Annotated in this window: 23 protein-coding genes; 19 read left to right on the plus strand and 4 right to left on the minus strand. The window is 46.2% G+C overall.

Annotated elements, in window-relative coordinates; all coding sequences use genetic code 11:
- Positions 1–53: 53 nt before the first annotated feature.
- From ACLVWR_RS08925 to ACLVWR_RS08970, 10 genes are read left to right on the plus strand one after another with little or no spacing between them, the layout of a single operon-like run.
- Positions 54–1,106, plus strand: a complete 1,053-nt coding sequence (locus tag ACLVWR_RS08925; RefSeq protein ID WP_413580373.1) for a tetratricopeptide repeat protein — start codon at positions 54–56, stop codon at positions 1,104–1,106.
- Positions 1,107–1,108: 2 nt separating this feature from the next.
- Entirely contained in the window at positions 1,109–1,723 is a 615-nt protein-coding gene (locus ACLVWR_RS08930; protein WP_413580374.1) for a hypothetical protein, read from the plus strand.
- Positions 1,724–3,298, plus strand: coding sequence for a glycosyltransferase family 9 protein (locus ACLVWR_RS08935; RefSeq protein WP_413580375.1), 1,575 nt, complete (start codon positions 1,724–1,726; stop codon positions 3,296–3,298).
- Between the two features lie 56 nt (positions 3,299–3,354).
- On the plus strand, positions 3,355–4,815 hold the full coding sequence (locus ACLVWR_RS08940) for a glycosyltransferase family 9 protein (RefSeq protein WP_413580376.1): 1,461 nt from the start codon (positions 3,355–3,357) through the stop codon (positions 4,813–4,815).
- Positions 4,802–5,482, plus strand: a complete 681-nt coding sequence (locus ACLVWR_RS08945) for a hypothetical protein (protein WP_413580377.1) — start codon at positions 4,802–4,804, stop codon at positions 5,480–5,482. The genes ACLVWR_RS08940 and ACLVWR_RS08945 overlap by 14 nt, the downstream gene beginning before the upstream one ends.
- Complete coding sequence (locus tag ACLVWR_RS08950) at positions 5,406–7,403, plus strand: ATP-binding protein (protein ID WP_413580378.1); 1,998 nt, start codon at positions 5,406–5,408, stop codon at positions 7,401–7,403. The genes ACLVWR_RS08945 and ACLVWR_RS08950 overlap by 77 nt, the downstream gene beginning before the upstream one ends.
- 10 nt (positions 7,404–7,413) lie before the next feature.
- The gene (locus tag ACLVWR_RS08955; RefSeq protein WP_413580379.1) at positions 7,414–7,767 is read left to right on the plus strand and encodes a response regulator; all 354 of its coding nucleotides are present in this window, start codon (positions 7,414–7,416) and stop codon (positions 7,765–7,767) included.
- Positions 7,764–8,357: a 16S rRNA (guanine(966)-N(2))-methyltransferase RsmD gene (gene rsmD, locus ACLVWR_RS08960; RefSeq protein ID WP_340598710.1), complete on the plus strand. Its 594-nt coding sequence runs from the start codon at positions 7,764–7,766 to the stop codon at positions 8,355–8,357. The genes ACLVWR_RS08955 and rsmD overlap by 4 nt, the downstream gene beginning before the upstream one ends.
- On the plus strand, positions 8,350–8,832 hold the full coding sequence (coaD, locus tag ACLVWR_RS08965; RefSeq protein WP_413580380.1) for a pantetheine-phosphate adenylyltransferase: 483 nt from the start codon (positions 8,350–8,352) through the stop codon (positions 8,830–8,832). Before rsmD ends, coaD begins: the two co-directional genes overlap by 8 nt.
- Positions 8,833–8,843: 11 nt before the next feature.
- Positions 8,844–10,046, plus strand: a complete 1,203-nt coding sequence (locus ACLVWR_RS08970; RefSeq protein WP_413580381.1) for a pyridoxal phosphate-dependent aminotransferase — start codon at positions 8,844–8,846, stop codon at positions 10,044–10,046.
- Here ACLVWR_RS08970 and ACLVWR_RS08975 read toward each other — a convergent pair.
- Positions 10,043–11,023 (minus strand): hypothetical protein, encoded by a 981-nt coding sequence (locus ACLVWR_RS08975; RefSeq protein WP_413580382.1) that lies wholly within the window; start codon positions 11,021–11,023, stop codon positions 10,043–10,045. The two genes, ACLVWR_RS08970 and ACLVWR_RS08975, sit on opposite strands and share 4 nt — an antisense overlap.
- Positions 11,024–11,220: 197 nt before the next feature.
- On the opposite strand from ACLVWR_RS08975, the gene ACLVWR_RS08980 reads away from it, so the two are divergent.
- Entirely contained in the window at positions 11,221–11,589 is a 369-nt protein-coding gene (locus ACLVWR_RS08980; RefSeq protein WP_413580383.1) for a hypothetical protein, read from the plus strand.
- A gap of 54 nt (positions 11,590–11,643) precedes the next feature.
- Here ACLVWR_RS08980 and ACLVWR_RS08985 read toward each other — a convergent pair whose 3' ends face one another.
- Entirely contained in the window at positions 11,644–12,891 is a 1,248-nt protein-coding gene (locus tag ACLVWR_RS08985) for a hypothetical protein (protein ID WP_413580384.1), read from the minus strand.
- Positions 12,892–13,049: 158 nt separating this feature from the next.
- On the opposite strand from ACLVWR_RS08985, the gene ACLVWR_RS08990 reads away from it, so the two are divergent.
- From ACLVWR_RS08990 to ACLVWR_RS09010, 5 genes are all read left to right on the plus strand, one after another.
- Complete coding sequence (locus ACLVWR_RS08990) at positions 13,050–13,955, plus strand: DUF2802 domain-containing protein (protein ID WP_413580385.1); 906 nt, start codon at positions 13,050–13,052, stop codon at positions 13,953–13,955.
- A 3-nt stretch (positions 13,956–13,958) separates the two neighbouring features.
- On the plus strand, positions 13,959–14,201 hold the full coding sequence (locus ACLVWR_RS08995) for a hypothetical protein (RefSeq protein ID WP_340598721.1): 243 nt from the start codon (positions 13,959–13,961) through the stop codon (positions 14,199–14,201).
- Between the two features lie 87 nt (positions 14,202–14,288).
- A complete protein-coding gene (locus tag ACLVWR_RS09000) occupies positions 14,289–15,080 on the plus strand; it encodes a serine protease (RefSeq protein WP_413580386.1) in 792 nt (263 codons plus the stop codon).
- A gap of 128 nt (positions 15,081–15,208) precedes the next feature.
- The gene (locus ACLVWR_RS09005; protein WP_413580387.1) at positions 15,209–15,988 is read left to right on the plus strand and encodes a serine protease; all 780 of its coding nucleotides are present in this window, start codon (positions 15,209–15,211) and stop codon (positions 15,986–15,988) included.
- A 123-nt stretch (positions 15,989–16,111) separates the two neighbouring features.
- Positions 16,112–17,359 carry an NAD(P)/FAD-dependent oxidoreductase gene (locus tag ACLVWR_RS09010; RefSeq protein ID WP_413580388.1) on the plus strand — a complete coding sequence of 416 codons (1,248 nt, stop codon included), beginning with the start codon at positions 16,112–16,114 and terminating at the stop codon, positions 17,357–17,359.
- A 70-nt stretch (positions 17,360–17,429) separates the two neighbouring features.
- On the opposite strand, the gene ACLVWR_RS09015 is transcribed toward ACLVWR_RS09010, so the two are convergent.
- Together ACLVWR_RS09015 and ACLVWR_RS09020 are read right to left on the minus strand one after the other, a co-directional pair.
- Positions 17,430–18,227 carry a DUF4476 domain-containing protein gene (locus tag ACLVWR_RS09015; RefSeq protein WP_413580389.1) on the minus strand — a complete coding sequence of 266 codons (798 nt, stop codon included), beginning with the start codon at positions 18,225–18,227 and terminating at the stop codon, positions 17,430–17,432.
- Positions 18,228–18,377: 150 nt separating this feature from the next.
- The gene (locus tag ACLVWR_RS09020) at positions 18,378–18,662 is read right to left on the minus strand and encodes a hypothetical protein (protein ID WP_340598729.1); all 285 of its coding nucleotides are present in this window, start codon (positions 18,660–18,662) and stop codon (positions 18,378–18,380) included.
- 168 nt (positions 18,663–18,830) lie between these two features.
- Between ACLVWR_RS09020 and ACLVWR_RS09025 the strand changes: the two genes are divergently transcribed.
- The 3 genes from ACLVWR_RS09025 to ACLVWR_RS09035 are packed head-to-tail and all read left to right on the plus strand — an operon-like array spanning position 18,831 to position 21,857.
- Positions 18,831–19,685 (plus strand): bifunctional 5,10-methylenetetrahydrofolate dehydrogenase/5,10-methenyltetrahydrofolate cyclohydrolase, encoded by an 855-nt coding sequence (locus ACLVWR_RS09025; protein ID WP_340598731.1) that lies wholly within the window; start codon positions 18,831–18,833, stop codon positions 19,683–19,685.
- A 22-nt stretch (positions 19,686–19,707) separates the two neighbouring features.
- Positions 19,708–20,748 carry an aromatic ring-hydroxylating dioxygenase subunit alpha gene (locus ACLVWR_RS09030; RefSeq protein ID WP_340598733.1) on the plus strand — a complete coding sequence of 347 codons (1,041 nt, stop codon included), beginning with the start codon at positions 19,708–19,710 and terminating at the stop codon, positions 20,746–20,748.
- Complete coding sequence (locus ACLVWR_RS09035; protein WP_413580390.1) at positions 20,748–21,857, plus strand: esterase-like activity of phytase family protein; 1,110 nt, start codon at positions 20,748–20,750, stop codon at positions 21,855–21,857. The genes ACLVWR_RS09030 and ACLVWR_RS09035 overlap by 1 nt, the downstream gene beginning before the upstream one ends.

Here is a 21,857-nt window from a genome sequence, read left to right on the forward strand (position 1 = left end):
GCACTTCAAAGTTTGGCATCTGTGTTGCTCTTCTATTTCTTCGGAGGAGATCCATGCAGATGTTGGAAAATCAGATCGTTCAAAAGTCCAGTGATAAAACTCAAACCGGCACTTCCGCGGAAACTAACCAGGAAAGTGCAGGCAGAGTCTATTTTGATTCTGTGCAAGCTCTTGCTGACTTTGAATCAGAAACCACAATTAAATCCCAGGAAATATCAGATCCTCGTATATCCAAGTGTCTGCAAAATGCAGAGGTGCTGTCCAAGCACGGTGAATATCACTTGGCATTGAATCTACTGCGTCAGGCTTGCAACCTGAATTCGAAACATCCCGCAACTCTAAGTATGTTATCCCGTAATCTTGAAAAGATCGGCAAACATGACGAGGCACTTGTTGCTCTGAATGCCTGGAACAAAGTTGATTATGGGTTTGAGAGCCTGGCATTTCTGGCGCATGCCCTGTATCGCATGGGACGTGATCAACAGGCATTGGAGAAGTACTTCGAAGCTTTGTCAGTTTTAACTGAAGAAGATGATCAACTTTTCGAGGTCTATAAAAACATCGGTAATATTTATGTTCGCCAAGGTGATTTCGATGGTGCCGAAGAATACTACAATAAAGCTTATACTATTAATACGACGTCGGACGTGTTGCTGGTGAATTTCGGCACACTTGAAGTTCAGCGCGGTGACTTTGATAAATCCCTGTACTGCTTCCGTAAAGCTGTTGAAATCAATCCTGACAACGATAAGGCGTGGGTTGGGCTTGCAATGGTTCATCAACAATTCGGTGATACTGAGTTGGCCTGGGCGAACATTGAAGCCGCATTGGATATCAACAAGAAAAATCGTACTGCGGTTCATTTAGCCGCGAATTGGGGTCTGCGTGACCGCCAGCTGCATAAAGCTATCGAAGCTTTGCAGGAATACCTTTCAAATGTGGAACAGGACGAGGATATGTCCTTGGTTCTGATCAATTTGCTGTGCACAGCAGGACAAATGGATCAGGCGATGCTTGAAATTGAACGAGTGTTGCTGTGGAACCCCGATCACACCGAAGTTAGAAATCTAAAAAAGAAAATCACACCTACAGTAAAGGCAGCTTAATCATGTCTATGATCACTTTCTCTGAAAATCAGGAATCTTCCCTTATCGCTTTTGAAGCTGGCGTTCCTTTGGCAGCAGTAAACACGCCACGCGAGGAAGCTTTAAAGTGGACGTACTCTTTGGGGCCGATTCCATCGTCACATGTGGTGATCGTCGGACTTGGTTCGGGATTCCATGTTGAAGCTCTTGCTGACATGGACACTAATGTTCAAATCACTATCGTTGATTCCCGTGACTCCCTGGTGCCGGTGTTCAGATCCCAATTTCCGGAATTGGCGGAACGAGTGGAGATCGTGATCGCCGACAGCGTTCAGGATCTGATGAAGAATGATATCTATGCAGACGTTGTGGCTAATCGCGCATACGTGGTCTCTTTCCGTGAATCGTGGGGCGAACAAATGAATTTGTTTGCGGAATTTTTCGGTCATTTGACGGGTCGTACGGTTGAGGCGGTTAAGTACCATCTTCAGGATCTGGAAATGAACATGAAGTCTTTGTACTTCCAAAACAATAACAGCCTTCTTTCAATCAAGGATATTCTTCCGGTGGTTGAGGCATCCCAAGTGGCAGAGGAAAAAAAACAAATCTTCCGCATGCTGGGTGAATTGGTTAAATAGATGAAGATATTGGTCGTCTCTTTATTGCGTCTGGGGGACGTCATCCAGCAACAGCCTCTTTTGAAGGCTTTGCGTAATGAGAACCCTCAGGCAGAAATACATTTGTTGCTGAATCGCCAGTTCTCTCAGGTGGAGAACTTGTTGGGCGATATGGTCGACAAGTATTTCTATTTCGATCGGGAATCCTTGCAAAAGGGTCTCGGAGAGGCGTCCTACAATATTTTGTGGTCACATCATCAGCTGGAATCTTTGGTTGAGGACTTGAATCACGAAAGCTATCAAAAAGTTTATAATTTTACCCATAACAAGTTGAGCGCCTATTTGCTGGGCGCAATTCAGTCACCAGTGAAGCTGGGGCTGTTTCATGGTGAAGGACGCTTTCAGGGGTTGAACAATCCATGGTTGCGTTACTTCAATGAGCGATTTTCAGGTACCCAGCCTTCATTGTTTCACTACGTGGAATTGTTGGGAAACTCCTTCGGTCTGCCGGTGGAGAGAACAGCAAATGGCGCTTCGGGAAAAAGTAAAAAGATCCTTTTTCAGTGTCTGACCAGTAACGAAAAGAAGAATTGGCCTTTGAAGCGCTTTAAGGAACTCAAAGAGACAATCGAAAGCTCATTGGTTGACTATAAAGTGCAGATTCTTTGCGCTCCATTTGAAAAAGAAGCTTTGCTGAAACAATTCTCAGATTCAGATTTGCTGGTTTGTGATCTTGATTTGGCGCAGTCCGCTTTACGCGAAAGCTGTCTTTTGGTTACTGGCGATACCAGTATTAAACATCTTGCAGCTCAGAGTGGTGTTCCGATCATTGAATTGGTTATGGGTAGCAGCGATTGGACCAAGACTGCTGCTTTTTCCAAGAATTCCGAAATTATCACGGCGCAAGTGGCTTGTGCGCCTTGCTCTCACACTCAAGCTTGTTCGCAAAAATCACAGATTTGTGCCGAGCAAATTTCAGTGGATCAGGTCTTTGCAGCAGTTTGGGACCGTCTAAGTAAGAAATCTCAGCAAGCAGGAGTCACTTTGCGTGATGTTGAGAGAGTAGTATGGACAATGCAGTTGAATGAAGTGGCGACTACGGAAGTGATTCCATACGCCAATGCTGCATTAAGATTTACGGAGGAATACTCCAAAGATTCTGTTCGCCGTATTCTGGCGTCTTGCCGGGAAACACAACAGCGGAATGAATCCTGGCTGACCCGTCTGGAAAAGGCATTTCCGACCTGGAGTTCCCTGGCTGGAAAGTCGCAACTGAAAAGTCAGGATATCGGGGAGTTTATTCTGGTAGCCCAGGAAATTGTAAAATCAAAACAAGACACGGCTGGTTACTTCCAGTTCGTTGTGGAAACTCTTATGGCCCGTTTTTCGAGCACGTTGCAATTTCATGAAAAAATGCAGAGTGCGCTTGCAGAGGTCCGTGGACTTGTACAAGCACGAGGTCAGTTCATTCATTCATTAGAAATAGTTCTCAAGGAAGGGGTCTATTATGCAGCAGGAATTGGACAACTATCTATCGACGGCTTTGAAGAAGCTGGAAGAAGCGTATCGCGAGATCGTGAAGACGCAGCCATATAATCAGGAAGCTGAAACCGTAAAACTTGTTGCTGAACTGGCAAAGGAACAAATTAAAGATGAAAATTCTAATTCTGCAACTCGCTAGACTTGGCGATATCTATATTTCCTGGCCTGCGATTCGTGCGGTTCGCCGTATGTATCCGGATGCAGAGATTCACTTCCTGACGCGTCCTCGTTTTGAGGGGGCTGTTGAAGGTTTGACTGCAATTGATCGCCATCTGACTTTGCCAAGTGGTCATATTCTTGAACCATTGGTGCAGGAAAATGCAAATACTGAAGAATCCCTGAATCGCATGGAAGAGTTTGTTGAGACCGTGCGTACCGAAAACTATGATCAGATCATCAATCTGACATTTTCCCCGTTTTCAAGCTATTTGACCCATGCTTTGACGATGCCGCATACGTCAGTATTGGGATACACACGCTTCAGAGACGGATTCTTCTGCGCAGCCGATGAGGTCAGTGCTTACTTTTATGCTCAAGTGGGTGTGAACAAACCAAACCGTGTGCACATTGCCGATATCTTCGCTTCGATGATTGGTACTGAGTATGTGGAGCAGGATTGGGAAGCGCCACAATTACCAGATGTGAGCATCGATCTTCCAAATTTGTTTTTGACAGTTCACGTGGGAGCAAGTGAAGCGCACAAAGCGTTGAATGCCGAAGCGTGGGGGCGTGCTCTGGATTACTTCAGTCGTCGCTATCAAGGTATGCCCATTGTTTTGATAGGCGCACCAAATGAGATAGAGATTGCTGGCGAAATTATTCAGAAGGCGCCAAACGCCAACATCGTAAATCTCGTTGGTCGTACGAAAATGCACGAGTTGTTTGCAGTGCTGAAGCGCTCTGAGTTGCTGATTGGCTGTGACAGTGCGCCTATTCACATGGCTTCGTTGACCGATACCCCAACTCTGAATATCAGCGTTGGAAATGTAAACTTCTGGGAGACGGGTCCCAAGGCAACATTAGGTCTTATTTACCGAATTGAAGAAGGTCAGGATATCGTACCTGAACGCATCGGGGAAATAGTTGCGCAGCTTCTGGAAGGCAGCGCGGATCCGGAGCTTATCATGCGTACGCCGGGCCTTGCGAGTTATTCCAAAGTTGAATCAGATCAACAGGAATTCCGCTGGAAGCTGGTTCAGGCGATTTATCTGGGCGGTGAATTCCCAGTGGCTGATCGTATTGAAATTATTGAAGGTTCGATGAAACTGGATGAAATCAATGACTTCATGATGAGCCAATTTGCCTTGATTCCGGAAAAGGGTGTGGATGCCATTGCGCCGTTTATTGACGGTGGCGAAGATGTGATCAAATCAATTAGCCGAATTGTTCCTGAATTGCGTCCTATGATTGATTGGTATCATGCGGAGAAGATCCGTGTGGCGCCAGGCACGCAAGAGGAAATTATTGCAGCAACTTTGAGTGTCCATGAGCGTTTTAAACGCCATCTTCGTGTTTATGTTCCTCAGGATGAAAAAATCACGACAGTGGAGGCTGAAGATGGAACGCTTTAAAGTAACGGGTGAAGAGCTTCGTAATTTCTACCAAACCGAAACCGTTCTATCGCGCGTATTCGATGACATTGAAAACGAACTTCGCGAAACCAATCAAGTGGTTTGCAGATTTATCGTGAATGGAATGGAGATCAAGGAAACTGAAGAGGCACGTTTCGGTTCGGTTTCCCTGAGTGATGTGGAAACACTCGAGTACATGACAGAGAACAGTAACGATCTGGTGCTGGATGTGTTGCAGGCATGGATTGCGGCTTTGCCGGAGCTTCAGCAGAAAACAGAAAGTCTTTCCAAGCGTATGCGAACCCAAGGTTTCAGCGGCTTGCTAAAACCGATTCACGATCTGGTGCAAAACTGTGAATATTTGATTGATTCAGTCATGTCTTTGAAGATTTTGATGGGGGACCGTTACCTGGTTACGAGTCCAGTTGATTGGGTCAAGGCAGAGCAAAACAGTAAAACGACGGTTGTTGAAGCACTTCGTGCTCTGGAAAATAAGGATTTTGTTCTTTTAGCGGATGTCCTAGAGTATGATTTAAACAATGTTCTGCAAATGTGGAAAGAGCACTTGCAGCACTTGGAGAAGGCACTTAATGGGGACAGCAGCGGAACTTATCAATCCGAACAAAATAGATCCGATTCTATGGGTCGGAAGCGTATCGCCAATTAGGCTGCCTCATTACTTTCCGTTTCAAAAGCGGGAAGTAGAGATTGTTTTGCGGGCTTCGTTCGACGAAGCCCGTTCGCTTTTGCATTCTCAGAAGTTTTCCTCGATCTTGGTCCAGGACGATGGCACGAATGAGGCTTTCGAACTATTGATTCAGGCTCGTCACTTGCAGCCGATCGCCCCAAGATTTTTTATATCCAATGATCTTAGTGAAGAAAAAGTGCGTCAGGGAATCAACAAAGCCCAGGTGTATCGTTTTATCCGCTGGCCATTGCCAGAGCGTGAAATCTGGCAGCAGTTGGAGGACGCTCTTGAGAAGCACTCCACTTTTTTGTCGCGGTCCCTTCTGTTAAGGGAGTCCTCTTCCCAAAATAAAGAACTGGAAGCACTGACTCACTCCCTGGAAGGCCTCGTCGATGAACGAACCCAGGGTATTGAGATGTCGCACAAGGAAGAAAGCGACAAGCTGAACCGCGAGCGCAATTTGGTTCGCTTGATCAAGGATTTGGCGAATCAAAATTCATTTGAGGACGTGTTGGGGATTATCCGCAAGGAGCTGCGCAAGTTCCATAAAATCGGCGATCCCATCCTGGTGTATCGCACGGATAACACCAAAACTCATTTTATCAGCTTTCAACTGGGAGCGATGACTCAGTCAGAATCATCAATTGATTTTGAGTTCCCAAAAAATGCACAGGTGCCTTCGTCTGATCTGATTCGTCAGTTGGCGAATCATTTTGGACGCCCATTTGCAAAGACCTATGTTGTCCCACTGGAACTGCGTTTAACCAATCACCTGTTGGGCGGAAACAGTGAAGCGATTCTTTGTATCGAGAACTCCCTGAACGAAAAAGAAATGCCTCCTTTTGTGGAATTCATTTCAGATCGCATGCGTCCCCTTGGAATGACCTTGGATCGCGTTCTTTTGGAAAGTCAGCTTTCTGCGTTTTCTTATCGTTGGGAAAAGACCTTTGATGGCATGAGGGATCCAATTGCGATTATGGACGTGGACTATAATGTTATCCGCGCCAATCGAAAGTTTTCGGACAGATTCCCTGACAAAAAGATGGCTGGTGAAGCCTCGCCAGCGGCGCAGGCTTTGGCAGATGGTCAGCCCCATGTCGGACAAATTCAGGCAGACGGCCGGGTGTATCAGGTTCACAGCTATCCGGTAGTTTTGGATAATGGCGGTAAGGCGACCAATGTTGTGAATCAGTATGTGGATATCACACAGTCCCGCGAGCTTTATCTGCGCATGTTACAGAATGAAAAAATGGGTGCCATCGGAATGTTGGCTGGCAATATTGCCCACGAGTTGAATAATCCGCTGACTGGTCTGCGCTCGTTGACTCAGGTTTTATTGCAAGAGGCAGAGAAGAACACAAACTTGTACTCCGATCTGGTTGAAATTGAAAAAGCGGCGGCGAGATCGCAACGAATCATTAAAAATCTTTTGGATTTCTCCAAAGGAGAAGATCAGCCGGCCGAAGACATTACTGTTGATGAAATTGTGGAGAGAACGTTGCCGATGTTGAAATCGGCTTTGCGCACTCATAGACTGGAAGTCACTTTGCATAGCATTGAAAAAACTGTGCACGTTGAGCCACACCTTATTCAACAGGTGGTGTTTAATCTGATTAATAATGCGTGTCAGGCGATGAAAGACCCAGGGCGACTTAGAATCAATTCGTTCCACTCTGGAAACCAGGTGGTTTTGGAGATTGAAGACAGTGGCCCGGGCGTTCCAGAAGAGATTCAAAGACGTATATTTGAGCCTTTCTTCACGACAAAAAAAGAGGGACACGGAACGGGTCTTGGGTTAAGTATGTCTAAGTCCGTCATTGAGAAATTTGGGGGCAGTATCACGTATCAAACGGCGCAACCGCAGGGAGCCCGTTTTGTGATTGCCTTGCCTTGTAAGTAAGGATTCTTTTGTGAAGGTTCTAATCGTTGATGATGAAATATTGGTTCGTAGATCTCTTTCCCGTGCCTTCCGTGCCAAGGGGCATGATGTTGTTGAAGCAGAAAACGGCAACGAGGGCCTGGAACAGTGGAAGAAGACATCCCCTGATCTGGTTTTCTTGGACGTTCTAATGCCGGGTTTGACAGGACCTGAAGTTTTAAAAGAGATTGGTGCAGACCGCTCTGGCAAAGTGATTTTGATGTCGGCGTTTGCTGGTGAACACAATATGGAAACGGCTTTGCAAATGGGGGCCGAGATGTTTGTACCCAAACCGTTTGAAGATATTTTTGCCGTCGTAAAGATGGCCGAGGATTTGTTGTCATGAGAATCATTGCAGGGAAGTATCGTGGTCATCAGTTGGTGAGTTTTAAGGCGGATCATATTCGCCCCACCACAGATCGCGTAAAGGAAACCTTGTTCAATAAACTTCAGTTTGAGTTGGAAGGGGCTAATGTCGCGGACTTGTTTTGTGGCACAGGCAACCTGGGAATTGAAGCCTTGTCCCGAGATGCAAAATTTTGCACGTTCGTGGAAAAGAATCCCAAGTCTCTGACGATCACTCGTCAGAATTTCGAAAAACTTAGAGTTCCGGATTCTCAATATAAAATCATCAGTATGGATGTCATTGCGTTCTTAAAATCCTACTCGGGCGAACCATTTGATATCATTTTTGCCGATCCTCCCTTTACTGAAAAGATGGCTCACTTCGTGGTTGAGGCCGCCAGCACCAGCCAAGCTTTTGGTGCGACCACATTGATGGCTATAGAATCTGAGCGCAAAGAGCGCATGGAGGATCGCTATGGTCAGCTGGTTCGTTACAGCAAAAAAGAGTTCGGCGATAAAATCCTGAGCATGTTCTGCCATGAAAGTGCGTTGGAGCAGGATACGCAGGAAGAGGAAAACGACAATGAGTAGAATCGCAGTCTATCCCGGCAGCTTTGATCCAATTACTATGGGCCACGTGGATATCATCAATCGTGTGGCGCCTCTTTATTCTGAGGTCGTGATATTGGTGGCTCAGTCGGCGCAAAAACAATCCATGTTCACGGCGCAGGAGCGCAAAGAGCTGATTGAAAAATCCCTGTCTCATCTGAAAAATGTCAAAGTTGATTTCTTCGAAGGTTTGACTGTGAACTACATGCAAAAGCACAAGGCTCAGGTCATTATTCGTGGATTGCGTGCCGTTGTGGATTTTGAATATGAATTGACGATGGCTCAGATCAATAAAAAGATCGCACCAGAAATTGAAACCCTGCTGATGTTTGCCAGTCCGGAATGTTACTATATCTCCTCACGGGGAGTGAAGGAACTGGCAGTGAATGGTGGCGAACTAAACGGTTTTGTACCGGATGTTGTTAAAGAAGCGATTATAAAAAAATTGAAGAAGTAGGACTTTGCCACATGTTGCAACTTTCCAAACGCGCTTTGAACCTAAAAACATCTCCAACGTTATTTCTGGTTGCGAAAGCCAAGGAGCTTGCGGCTCAAGGACATGACGTGATCTCTCTGACTGTAGGGGAGCCGGATTGGCCAACCTTTGAAGTGCCGAGCAAAGCCGGTATTGAAGCTATCGAAAAAAACATCACCAAATACACTCCAGCCAACGGAACGTTGGAACTTCGTCGGGCCATTGCTGAAAAAATTAAATTTGAAATTGGTCAGGCCTATTCCACCAAGGAAATCACGGTGGCTTCTGGCGCCAAGTTTATCATCTTTGCGGCTTTGCAGATGCTTTGTTCCCCGGGGGATGAAGTTATCGTGGGCGCGCCTTATTGGGTCAGCTATCCTATGATGGTGGAGTTGGCAGATGGCGTTCCACGCATCGTTGAGTGTGGTGAGCGCGAAAACTACAAAATCACTCCAGAACTTTTGGAAAAAGCGATCAATGCGAAAACCAAGGCTCTTCTGTTCTGTTCGCCCAGCAATCCGACAAGCCTGCTGTACACAGCGGATGAGTTGCGAGCGTTGGCCGATGTCTTAAGAAAACATCCTCAGGTGGCGATCATTTCAGACGATATGTACAACCGCCTGGTGTTTGATGGCTCCAAGGTTGCTCCGCATATTTTGCAGGTGGCTCCGGATCTGAAAGACCGCACGGTGGCAGTGAATGGCGGCTCCAAAGCATACTCGATGACAGGTTGGAGAATTGGCTGGGCTGCGGGCCCGGAAAAGCTGATTACTGCCATGGCTGACTATCAAAGTCAGGCCACGGGATCACCTTCCAGTATCTCCCAGCATGCGGCGATGAAAGCCATTGAGCAATGTGAGCCTGATATCGCCGAAGTTGTCGGAAAACTGACTCTTCGTAAAAATTCAGGTTTAACAGAATTGCGATCTGTGCCGGGCTTTAAGGTTGCTGAGCCAGATGGTGCCTTTTATTTCTGGGTGGATATCAAAGCTCATATCGGGAAGACATACGACGATCAGTTGATTCGAACGTCCAAGGATTTCTGCGATATTTTATTGGAAAAGTTCTATGTCGCCACAGTTCCCGGAGCGGAGTGCGGCATGGATGGTTTCATGCGCCTGAGCTTCGCCGTTTCCGAGGAAACGATGAAGCGTGCAGTGGTTCGCATGAAGGAATTCATCAGTAAACTTGCTTAGTAGATCCAGATTAGCTTTTTAGCCATATCTTTCATTTTGCTGGCATGGACAAGGTAAGCACCTTGTTCCGGAAGGCAGATAATGTCTTTGCGGTAGTCGCAGGATTTGCCCCAGGAATTGCGAACCATGTAGTAGCAGGAATTTCCGATTTTCTTACGACCCACGATAGTGGAAGCGTGGCCTGCGCCAAAAATACCGCCGACGTCGGTGATTTCGGAAGCATCATACTCCAGAGAAATCAGCTTACGACGATTTAGCAACCAGTCGATCTGGCTGTTGATGGATTCAAACGGATGAGTTTTCTTGCTCCAAGTCTCATATTTCAAAGAGTTTGGAATTGGCGTCGCTTTGTAACGGCAGGAGTTGTCCAGGAAGAAGAACACCACATCCTCAAGACTTACATTTCTATGATTCAGAAGATACTTTCTGATTGTGTCAGGGGAAGTTCCTGGGAAAAAGCCCTCTGCCAGTTGGTTAAAGGACTTTTCGCACAAGTCCACGCATTTGCCTGCGCGAAGGTCCTTCATGCGATTGATTAAAAAAGCCATGCCGTTGTGAACTTTTGTTCTGGAAGACAAATAGACTTCTTTGGTTCCTTGAGAGGGAACGTCCTGCTCTTTGCAGGCATAACCCAGGTCATACATTTTTCTGACGGCCACACCCACCATGCCACCCTCTGGTGTTGTTGTTTTATTAACAACGCCACGGCCAATTTTACCAAGCACAGTGACTTCGCTGGCATAGTAAGCAGACAAATGAAGAGCGGATACAGGAGTACCCAAGGCCTGACTGATGATGTCTGCAGCTGTGTAACCGTAGCACCAACCGATATCGCCTTGGTCAGATGGAGTGGACATGAAAGTTTTAACATCAGCCGGAAGGCTGTCTCGAACGTCTACATTTGAGCAGTCATTGGAAGCAAAAGCATTCACCTGAAGTGCACAAATGAATGTTGTTAGGATGCTCAAATATTTCATGTAAATTTTCCCCTGCTTTTTGAAGTCCGAGACGTATCGCAAGTCTTCGCAGGTTTGTCTATTCCCAGTGTGACAAATTTGAGCAATGCTGACTTTTTTACTCTATTTGTTTCTGCTCTGTAATAACTACATTTCATTCAGGTCACTTGAAGTGGAATGTGAGAGAGGCTAATTTGGTGCCACTCAGGGAGAACAAAATGAAAGCGCTTGTTTTGGCATTCGTATTATTGGCGTCAACTGCAGCCTCTGCAGCAACTACTTGCACAGCAGTGACGGACCGTATGAACCTTCAAATGGTTCAAAAAGAAAACTCTGTGGCGATTAAATATCAAATGAATGCGCGTGAGTTTGGTAAAACAAATGAAACGGCAGGTTTGACGGTTTTGTTCCAGGAAGGCGTTGCTTATGATGTGCAAGGAACTAACTTGGATACTTTGAAACAGAATAAGACGGCGTTGACGAAGTTGGTAGTGGCGGCGATTTACCGCACGGCTTACTTTGGCGGCGAGGAAGACATGGCCTATGTCGAAGCGGGCGACCTGATTGCCGCACTGAAGTGCCAATAAATAAAAAACCCTGCTCGAGAGCAGGGTTTTTTTATGTCCGAATTTATTCAGAATCTAAAACAGGTTTTTAAAGAAGTTCATGATCTTGGTGAAGAAGCCGACTTCCGATTGTGGTTGCTCCACAGAGCTTGGAGTTCGGTTTGCATCACATTGGTATTTGATTTCGATTTTGCTGCCGGCAGGTACCGGAGTGTCGAAAACAATGCTCATACCCTGAACGCGGTAGCTGAGCGACGCCAATGTCGGAGTGATTTTCACGACAGGCGTTCCAACTGGAGTACATTCCAGATTTACACTGCCCAATGAATCAACGATCTTATCCACAAACAAATTCAAGTTCGTCCCGAAATCCGCTTCGCAGATGCTGCCGATACCGCCGCCCGTAAGGTTGGACAGAGTCGCGTATTGAACGCCATAGTGGCTTTTTGCTCCGCCAGCGTCCTGAGTTGTCATACAGGCTGCATCGCCTGGTTTTACGATGATTGAGTTCACCGTGAATCGTTTGTTCGCACCGAAAGTGGACTTCACATAGTCAACGAAGACCTGAGGCTTGTCTTCGTTCTCAAGGGCATAGTATTCGTCTTTATAATACTGCTGTGTTTTATCTCCACCGATACTGCGTTCATCTTCATCAGAGATAATCACGTAGGCAATCGCGGCATCCGCACGGTAGCAACCGCTCACACCAGAGTAACGATAGTCACCATTATAGACGTGGTGATAGGCCGCTTTGATCGCGCGCTCGTCATTGGATCCAGCCCAGCCAGCGCCAACGTAGTTAATTGTCTGAGCGAAGATCGTTGAAAGATTCGCAGTGCCTTTTTTAAGTACCAAACCCAAGGTGGTATTTGGAGAAGCCGAGTTGGTTTGCCAGTAGATGGAAGCACCCCACGCCACTGAATTTGCACCACTTGAAAGACCGCGAGTCACCGTCAAACACATTTGCCAATCCAGATTCTTGTTTGACTGAAGTGTCGTGACAAAACTTGAAAGTTTGGCAGCAAGCTTTTGGTTGTCTGCCAGCATCGAGTTGGAATCATCGACCACAAGAACGATATCAATCTTATTGTTTGAGGCTTCAACGGTGTTGCTGTAAGTGACATCACGAAGATTTGGAGTGGGTGATGGCGAAACCGTTGGAGTTGTCGTCGGGGTTGTTGTTGGTGTTTCAGTTGGTGTCGGAGTCGGTGACTCTGAAGTTTTAACTGATGGCGCGCTGAACTGTACCGGATTACAGGCAGTAAGACCAATTAGTAAAACTGGCACCACGGCAGCAGCCTTTTTATGCAAAGACAAAAACATACTTCCATTTCCCCTTTGGTGCAGAATAGCACAGGAAGCGACTTCGTCTCAAAATTTACCAAGTCCAGTCTGGGTTTGAGACAATCCAGACCTTCGTCTCATTGTGGGAATAGAGCTTAAAATACTAGAATTAAATCCATGTTCTTGTAGGAGGCTGGGTGAGCTTTTGGTTTTTAACTCAATTGTTGGTGAATGTGATTCTTTTGGCTGGCGTAATTGGCGTTTGGGTACGAATGAATCGCCCGGCTAAGGATGATCCTCGTTTGAGCAAGGGCCTGCAGCTTCTGCAAAGCAAAATCGCCGTTCTGGAGGATCTGTCCGATCGTACCGAGACCCAGGTGAATCAGCTGACAGCGCTGTTGGAACAAAAAGTAAAAGATATCCAATCCAAAATTCAGGCGTCAGAAAAGCAAATCGCCAAAATTGATCAAAGTATGCAAAAGAGTATGGAAGTTGCAAAAATCTTCCAGGATCGAATCCCTCATACTGAGATTGTGGAACGCCAGAATACCATTAAGTATGTCAAAGCAGCTCGTTTGGCCCATCAGGGTTTAAGCGTTGAGGAAATAGCCGGCCAGGTGGATCTTTCAATTGGTGAGATCGAGTTTATTGCCAAAGTGAACAAAGACCAGCTTATGTTCTGCGAAGACAGCCTGCCTGAATGGGCCAATGAAGAGGCGGATTCGGCGGATGCAGCAATGGCCTCTGACTTCAGCGATGTCGACAACATCTCTTTCATGCAACCGTTGCAAAGAGCGGGTTCTGATATCAGTAATGTATTTGCACTGCCGCAGAACGAAAGCGATTCGATGAAGAAACTGGGGGATGCATTCAAAGCAGCCTGCCAGGAAGTGGAAGAAGAACAGGCTGAGGCTGAAAAAGCGCCAAGTATTTTCGACGTCACTCATAATATAGCGCAGAACTTTCTGGGCGAGAAGCCGGCACCGGCCACTCCGACAGCTGTGACTTCAAAGCCGGCTCCGGCAAAAAATAATTCTGCAACAGGTCCGAATGTGCGCCCTGTTGAATTTCGCCGCATCGATCTTGTGAATGATCTGGAGTAAGCGGTGGCAAGTTCGGCGTTCCTGAAATCTCTGACCAAAGGGCAGATCCTGCATTCGGTTGTTGAAGAAAAACAATCGGGCCGGGATGTCCTGTGCAGTTTTAACGGGAACCTATTAAGAATTGCCAATCATAGCGGACAGCCCATGGACAAGGGGCAGATCGTCCGGGTGCAGGTAAAATGCACCGATCCACTTGAGTTTCAAATTTTTGATCCCAACACAATTAAGTTCGAACGTGTAATTTGAACGCCAAGACCCTGACTTGTTTGCGAGTTCAGGGTTCCGGTTGAAAACTGTAATTACCGTTCAGTATCACCATGCAAGGGGAAAGATATGCGAGCGTTTCGAGGCCTGCTGTTGTCAGTGGTATTCGTGTTCAGTCAGTCAGCTTTTTCACACGACATCGTTGGTGGGGTGGAAGCAGCACCCGGTGAATTCCCTTGGATCGTTTCACTCCTGGATAAAGACGGTAAAGCTTATTGTGGTGGCAGCTTGATCGCAAAAAAATGGGTTTTAACTGCCGCCCATTGTATGAAGTATGCTCCCGCGAAAATTTTGGTGGGACTGTATCAGATGTCAAATATGGAGGGTGCTGAAGTTCATACGGCTGCCCGGATTATCAATCATCCTAAAAAAGGCTACTTTTCAAATGATTATGATTTCGCACTGATTGAGCTTGCTGCGGAATCGGCGATCGCGCCGGTAGAGCTGAACACGCAGGAAATTCAAATCCCCACTGAGCCCTCGGCGCCAGCAGTGATGACAACAGTGGCGGGGTGGGGAACGCTGACCTCGAATGGGGCTGTTCCGGATATTTTAAATAAAGTCGATGTACCCTTGGTTCCTCAGGAGAGTTGCAACAAGGTGTATTCCCCGTTTGGATTTGAAGTTACCGACCGGATGCTTTGTGCAGGTTTGGAAGCCGGTGGCAAAGATTCGTGTCAGGGTGACAGCGGTGGTCCGATGATTTTAAAAACGACTGAAAAAACCTTATTGGCAGGAATCGTAAGTTGGGGAATGGGATGTGCTGAGCCCAATTACCCAGGTGTTTATGCCAAAGTGAATGCGGTGACTGATTGGATTAATCAAACAATGGCCGGGGAGGTGCCTGCTCCTATACCTTAGTCCAGAAAGCTGGACCAAGACACAGATTATACCCAATTTGGAACTAGCCTTTGGCACGACTTGAAAAACAAATAACAATGTCTAAGCACATTCATTTTTGAAGGATTCAAAAAGAGAGGGACACGGACATGAAAGTTTTAAACTACCTATTAATCACAGGTCTAGTATTTACAGGTGCAGTTTCCACAGCAGCGCAAAAAGTTGGCGCTAAAATCGTGGGTGGCGTTGAGGCGTCTGTTGGTGAGTTTCCATATATGGTATCTCTACAAGGTAACTACGGCGGTCACTTTTGCGGTGGTTCATTGATTAAGCCAAACTGGGTTTTGACAGCAGCTCACTGTGTAAAGGGTGGTACTGTTAAAGCTGTTAAAATCGGTCTTCACAGCCAAAAAGACACGGCTGGTGTTGAGTCTTTCGCTCCAGTTAAAATCGTGGCTAATGCTGGCTACCCAGGTGGCGGCACAGATTACGACTACGCGTTGATCCAACTTGATGGCAACTCCACATTCACGCCAATCGAATTGAACACGGCTGAAATCGTTATTCCAGAAGACGGTACTGAAATCATGTCTACAACTGCTGGTTGGGGCGCGACTAAAGAAGGTGCTTACGGTCTTCCAGACAAATTGCAAAAAGTTGACGTTCCATTGGTTTCTCAAGCAGCTTGCTCTAAGTCCTATGCTGGCAAAATCACAGATCGTATGATCTGCGCTGGTTACACTCAAGGCGGCAAAGACTCTTGCCAAGGAGATTCTGGTGGTCCATTGGTGGCTAAAGCAGAAGACGGCCAAACATACCTTATTGGTGTGGTTAGCTGGGGTCGTGGCTGTGCACGTGCCGGTTACCCAGGCGTTTATGCCAAAGTCAATGCAGCAATTGACTGGATTAACCAGACTATCGCTGAATAAAATCGAGCTTTTAGCTTAAAACTTAGATCCCGTGGCTTAAAAACCACGGGATTTTTTATTGCCAAATCGTGCCATCGAGCGGGACTTGATTTTCCGTTAAAAAAGAGTAAATCCATTAACAGTATGCAAAATAAAGAATTTGATATCTTAATAGTCGGTGCCGGCATTATCGGGACTTCCGTAGGTGCAGAGCTTGCTCGTCGTGGCGCAAAAGTTTGTGTAATCGATAAAGGTTCAGTGGGCCGTGGTTGCTCGTATGGGAATGCAGGCTGGATGACACCTTGCTTTTCCATGCCGCTGCCAATGCCAGGTATGTTCCTGAAATCCATGAAGTGGTTGGCGAATCCGAACAGCCCCCTTCATATCAAACCGTCCTTATCGTTGGATCTGGCTGCATGGCTGTTCCACTTCATGAAGGCGATGAATGAAAAACAAGCGCGTCGCGCAGTCGAAGGCTTGGTCGTTCTTTCCCAAAAATCTTTGGAAGAGTACGCAAAACTTGGTCAGAAGTACCCAAAAACCCGCTTTGAACAAAAGGGCCTTTTGATGGTTTCCCGCACTAAAGAGGGAGTGGCGGCGGCTGTTGAGGAGCTTGAGTACGTTCGTGGCGTTGGTGTGACTGGTAAACAGATGACTGGCGAAGAAATTATGAATTTCGAACCAGCATTCCGTCCACCAATGTTGGGTGGTGTTTACTTTGATCAGGAAGCCATGGCTGAGCCGTTCCAAGTGGTGCAGGCAATGGCCGAAGAAATTCGCGCCAATGGTGGCGAGATCATCGAAAACTGTGAGTTGATGGATCTTGAAATCCAAGGTGGTAAAGTCACCAAGGCCCTTACTTCCAAAGGTGAATTCAAATTCAAAGAAATCGTAGTGGCGACAGGCAGCTGGTCTAAGGATCTTGCCAAGTTGTTGCAGCTTAGAATTCCGATTTTGGGTGGTAAAGGTTATGCCTTGATCGTTCCAAAACTTGAAAAACAACCAAAGTATCCAATCATGTTCGTCGAGAAAAAAATCGCGATCACTCCGCGCGAAAACACTTTGCGAATCGCGGGAACTTTGGAGCTGGTTGACCAGGATTTCTCAATCACTGAGCGCCGTGTGAACAATATCAAAAAAGGTGCTTCCGAATTGTTGTATCTTCCAGAGCAATTGGAAGTTCAGGAATTGTGGGCTGGACTTCGTCCATGCACTCCGGATGGCGTGCCTTTGATCGGTTACCACAACAAGATCTCCAACTTGATGTTGGCAGTGGGTCATCAGATGCTGGGTCTTCAATCCGGCGCTGGCACAGGCCTGATGGTGGCGGACCTTATCGACAAGAAGAAAACATTCGTCGACGTGGAAACTTTCGCTCCAAACCGTTTCTAAAGGTAACAGTTCCTTTTTTGGAATGCGCTTAGTCAAAAAAAGCCCGGTAAAAACCGGGCTTTTTTATTGGTTAAATTCCAACGATTCTGCGAGCTTCCTCGCGATCGAAATAGTTGAATACGTCATCGATCATTCTGCCAAGGTTTTCCCGGTCGTTAACTGCGTGGTGCAGATTGCGAAGAGCGGAGAATTTTTCTCTGCTAGCCATGAATTCACGAATAACAGTTCCCAATTGGTGTGATGTCAAAGCAGGTGTTTTTCCAACTTGTCTGTAAGAATCAAGAAACGCTGAAATGACAGCGGCTTTGTCTGAATCAAAACTGGCCTTGTTAACGGATTCAAGGAAATCCTCTACAGGCATACCTTTAAATCTTTTCGTGATCAGTTCACCGACATTGTAAACTTCAAGTTCGGATCCAGCAGGCAAGAATACCTGAAGGCGGATATAGCAACCACCTTCCAAGCTATTGATTTGACCGTTGGAGATGTTGATCGAGCAAGAATAGCTACCGTAAGACACAAGTTTTCCGACATTTTTATTCACCTGTGGATTGATGGTCCCCCAAGAGGCACTGCCCTTGAAAACTTTGAAGATACGAAGGACGCCGCGGCCTTCAGGAATATCGTTGGAATAAATAACTTCAACGTCATCATTGAAGCCGAAAAGATTGATTTTTAGAGTGTCAACGGAGGTTGACCAGGTGAAGAGATAATCTTCGGACGATGGATTATACTCGGACGGAATGGATGACCAGCGCACGCGAGTTTTCGGTGTTGGATTGTTACCAGAAGTTTCTGAACTGTCACTGCAGGCGGTGACAAAAGATGCGAGAGTCAGAGTTAAAACAAGTTTAATTAAACAGTGCATTTGTATCCCCCAATGTTGAACAGTAAGCATTGCATGGGGATGAATATCTAAACAACAGAGATTTACCGGATGCGGAAGTTATTGATCACATTAGTAAAAAAAAGGCTGATCGTGGGATCAGCCTTTTTCGTATCAATATTTAAAACAGAATTATTTCTTTTTGCCTTTAGCTTCCACTTTTTTAGCAGCGGCTTTTTCTTCTTTGGCAGCAGCAGCAGCTTCTTTTTTAGCCCCAGCCTTTTTAGCCTTACGTTGCTGAATGATACGATCCAAAATGTCGTAGGATTCTTTTTGCAGGTCATTTTCGAAAACGAAGCGGTAGAAACCTTCGATTTCAGGGCTTTGGCGGAACTTTTTTAGCGATGTAGGCAAGCTTTCAGACTGAACGAAATCAATGGAGCTACCGTCTTTTGAGAGCTTTACTTTTTCTGCCATCTTTAAATCCCCTAGTGTTTTTAAGAACTTGTACATTAAATCGAACGATTGAAGCAAGTAGAAAATGCCCGCCAGGGCCGCGGTTTATTTTAAATTGGATTAACTAAACCATTGAATTTCTTTGGAAAATACTGGAAATTGGGGCTTCCAAACAGGGGAGGTGTTACCGTGCTCATTTTAGATGGCAAAGAAGTATCAAAGCAAATTCGCGCCTCCCTGGTTCCTCGCATTGAATCATTTAAAGCAAAAAACGGCCGCGCCCCACATCTGGCGGTGGTTATCGTGGGCGAGGATCCTGCCAGTCTTATTTACGTTCGCAATAAAAAGAAATCCTGCGAACTTGTCGGAATGACGTCCACCATTCATGCCTTGCCGTCAGATATCACGCAAAATGAATTAATCGAAATGATTGAGACTCTGAACAACGATGAAGGTGTTGATGGAATTCTTGTACAGTTCCCATTGCCCAAACATCTAAGCGCCCATGAGGTGTTGCAAACGGTGTCGCCGTTGAAGGATGCGGATGGTTTGACGTACAAGTCTCTTGGTTATTTCTTTGCGGGCAGACCGTTGGTCAGTCCTTGCACACCCAAAGGTGTGATGTCCATTCTGGCGTATTATAAAATCAACGTCGAAGGCATGAATGCCGTCGTCGTCGGGCGCAGCAATATCGTGGGTAAACCGATGGCGACTCTTTTGACAGAAGCCAATGCCACAGTGACTTTATGTCATTCAAAAACCAAAAACCTGTCGGAGTTCACACAGCGTGCGGACTTGGTCGTGGTTGCCGCGGGTAAGGCCCATTTGCTGGGTAAAGAAGATTTTAAAAAAGATGCGATTGTCATTGATGTGGGAATGCATGGTTCCGGTCAGGGACAAAAGCTTCGTGGTGACGTAAGATTTGCTGAGCTCCAAGGTTGGGCAAAAGCTGCGAGTCCGGTTCCAGGCGGAGTTGGTCCAATGACAATTACAACGCTTTTGGAAAACACTTGTCTGTTGGCTGAAAACAGAGCAGGTCAATAGAGTTCAATTTCTCGAGGTTCATATGTTCACAGGATTTTTAAAAAACGTATGGTACGTGGCTTTGCCAAGTGCCGAACTTGCCATCAATAAAGCTCAAGCCAGAAAAATCCTGAATGAGCCTGTGGTGTTCTTCCGTAATTCCCAGGGGAAAGTTTCAGCAATGCGTGATATCTGTCCTCATCGTGGGATTCCGTTAAGCTACGGACGTGTTGTGAATGACACTCTCGAGTGCCCATATCACGGTTGGAAATTCAATGGCTCAGGTGTTTGTACAGAGATCCCGTCCCTGTGTGAAGGTCAGGATTTGAATCCTGGTAAAATCAAAGTTCGCAGTTATCCGGTTCACGAAGCTCAGGGTTTGATCTGGGTCTTTATGGGCGACAAGGATTTTGATTTAAGCAAAGTTCCCACTCCACCTGTGATGAAGGGTTTCCCAGAGGATAAAAAACCGAATCTGACGTATGTGGTGAATTTCCCATGTCACGTGGACCATGCGGTGATTGGACTTATGGACCCGGCACATGGTCCTTATGTGCATAAAAGCTGGTTCTGGCGTTCTGAAAAAACCATGCTTGAAAAAAGAAAGCTGTTCGGACCCGTGGATTTTGGTTTTCAGATGATTCGTCATCAACCGTCCTCCAACTCCAAGGCTTATAAATTGTTGGGCGGAGTGCCCACGACCGAAATCACATTTACACTGCCATGTGTGCGTGTGGAGCATATTCAGGTCGGAGAACGTAAATTCTATTCTTATACAGCACTGACTCCGGTGGACGAGAAAAACACGCGAGTCACTCAGCTTGCAGTTTGGGATATTCCTTGGCTGACGCTATTTAAACCGGCTGTGAATCAGTTCGGAAAAGTGTTCCTGGGCCAGGATATGGAAGCCGTTACCAAGCAGCAGGATGGTCTGAAATACGACCCAAGTCTGATGTTGATCAAGGACGCTGACACACAGGCCAAGTGGTATTATTCTTTAAAGACCGAATATCACAATGCCCTGGAAGAAAAACGCGACTTTGTAAATCCGGTAAAACAGACAGAACTTCGCTGGAGAAGTTAATGCAGATATTTCTGATGGTTCTTGTTTCGGCTCTGATGTTGTCAGGACCCGCGCAGGCTTTGAGTTTAAAATATGTAGGCGAGACATCGATTGTCACTGGCGCCAAGTTTGAACACACCACCATTGGTGGATTGTCCGGTATCACATACAAAGACGGCATTCTGAATGCCATCAGTGATGATAAAGGCCGTTGGGGCGAGCCCCGTATTTATCAGTTCGAATTTAAAGTTAATAATAAATCAATGACCTTGATTCCGAAGTCAGTGAAAGAAGTGAAAGGGCTTCCCAAAGAAGGCCGTCGTAAAGCTTTCGTCGATTTGGAAGGCCTGGTGCAATTGCCTGATGGAGATTTTTTAATTTCCTCGGAAGGTAACGGGGATCTTAAGCCGCGATCCATGCCACGAATTTTCCGGGCAGGAGCGGAAGGCAAATGGAAATCAGATATTTCCATTCCGGAAAAGTACCTGCCAGAGAGCACCGGTATGCAAAGCAAAGGTGTTCAGAACAATGGTGCCTTTGAAGGGTTGACTGCGACTGCTGATGGCAAGTTTGTTTTTGCCTGCCTTGAAGCACCTTTAACTCAGGACATCGACATGGAGACCGAAGCCTCCGGCGTCGTCGTAAGAATGTTGAAATTTGAGGACCGTGGTGCTCAACGTGGATATTATTCCCCGGTTTCAGAGTTTGCTTATAAAGTCGATGCCTATCGTGACAATCAGATCGGTCGTGAGATTTTCAGAGGTGTTTCTGAGGTTCTGGCTCTGTCTGAGTCCAAGGTGATTGTACTTGAACGTGGCGCACGTCTTTATGGCAAAGGTTGGAAATCAACGGTTTCCTTGTATCTGGCGGATTTGTCAAAGGCGACCAATACTTTGCCGATGGTGAAACTTGCTGATCATAAGTACACGCCCGTTGAAAAAGTGAAGCTGCTTGATCTTGAAACAGACTTGATAAAAGAGCGCGGAAAAAAAGACGTTCAAAACTTTGAAGGTTTGGCCATCGGGCCCAAATTGCCGGATGGTCGTCGTACACTTCTGCTTATGTCAGATAATAATTTTTCCAAGAACGAAGTTACTGAACTTCTGGTCTTTGCAATTGAAGGTGAATAA

Origin of the sequence: Bdellovibrio sp. HCB288 (assembly GCF_047305935.1) — a bacterium.
Taxonomy (GTDB): Bacteria; Bdellovibrionota; Bdellovibrionia; order Bdellovibrionales; family Bdellovibrionaceae; genus Bdellovibrio.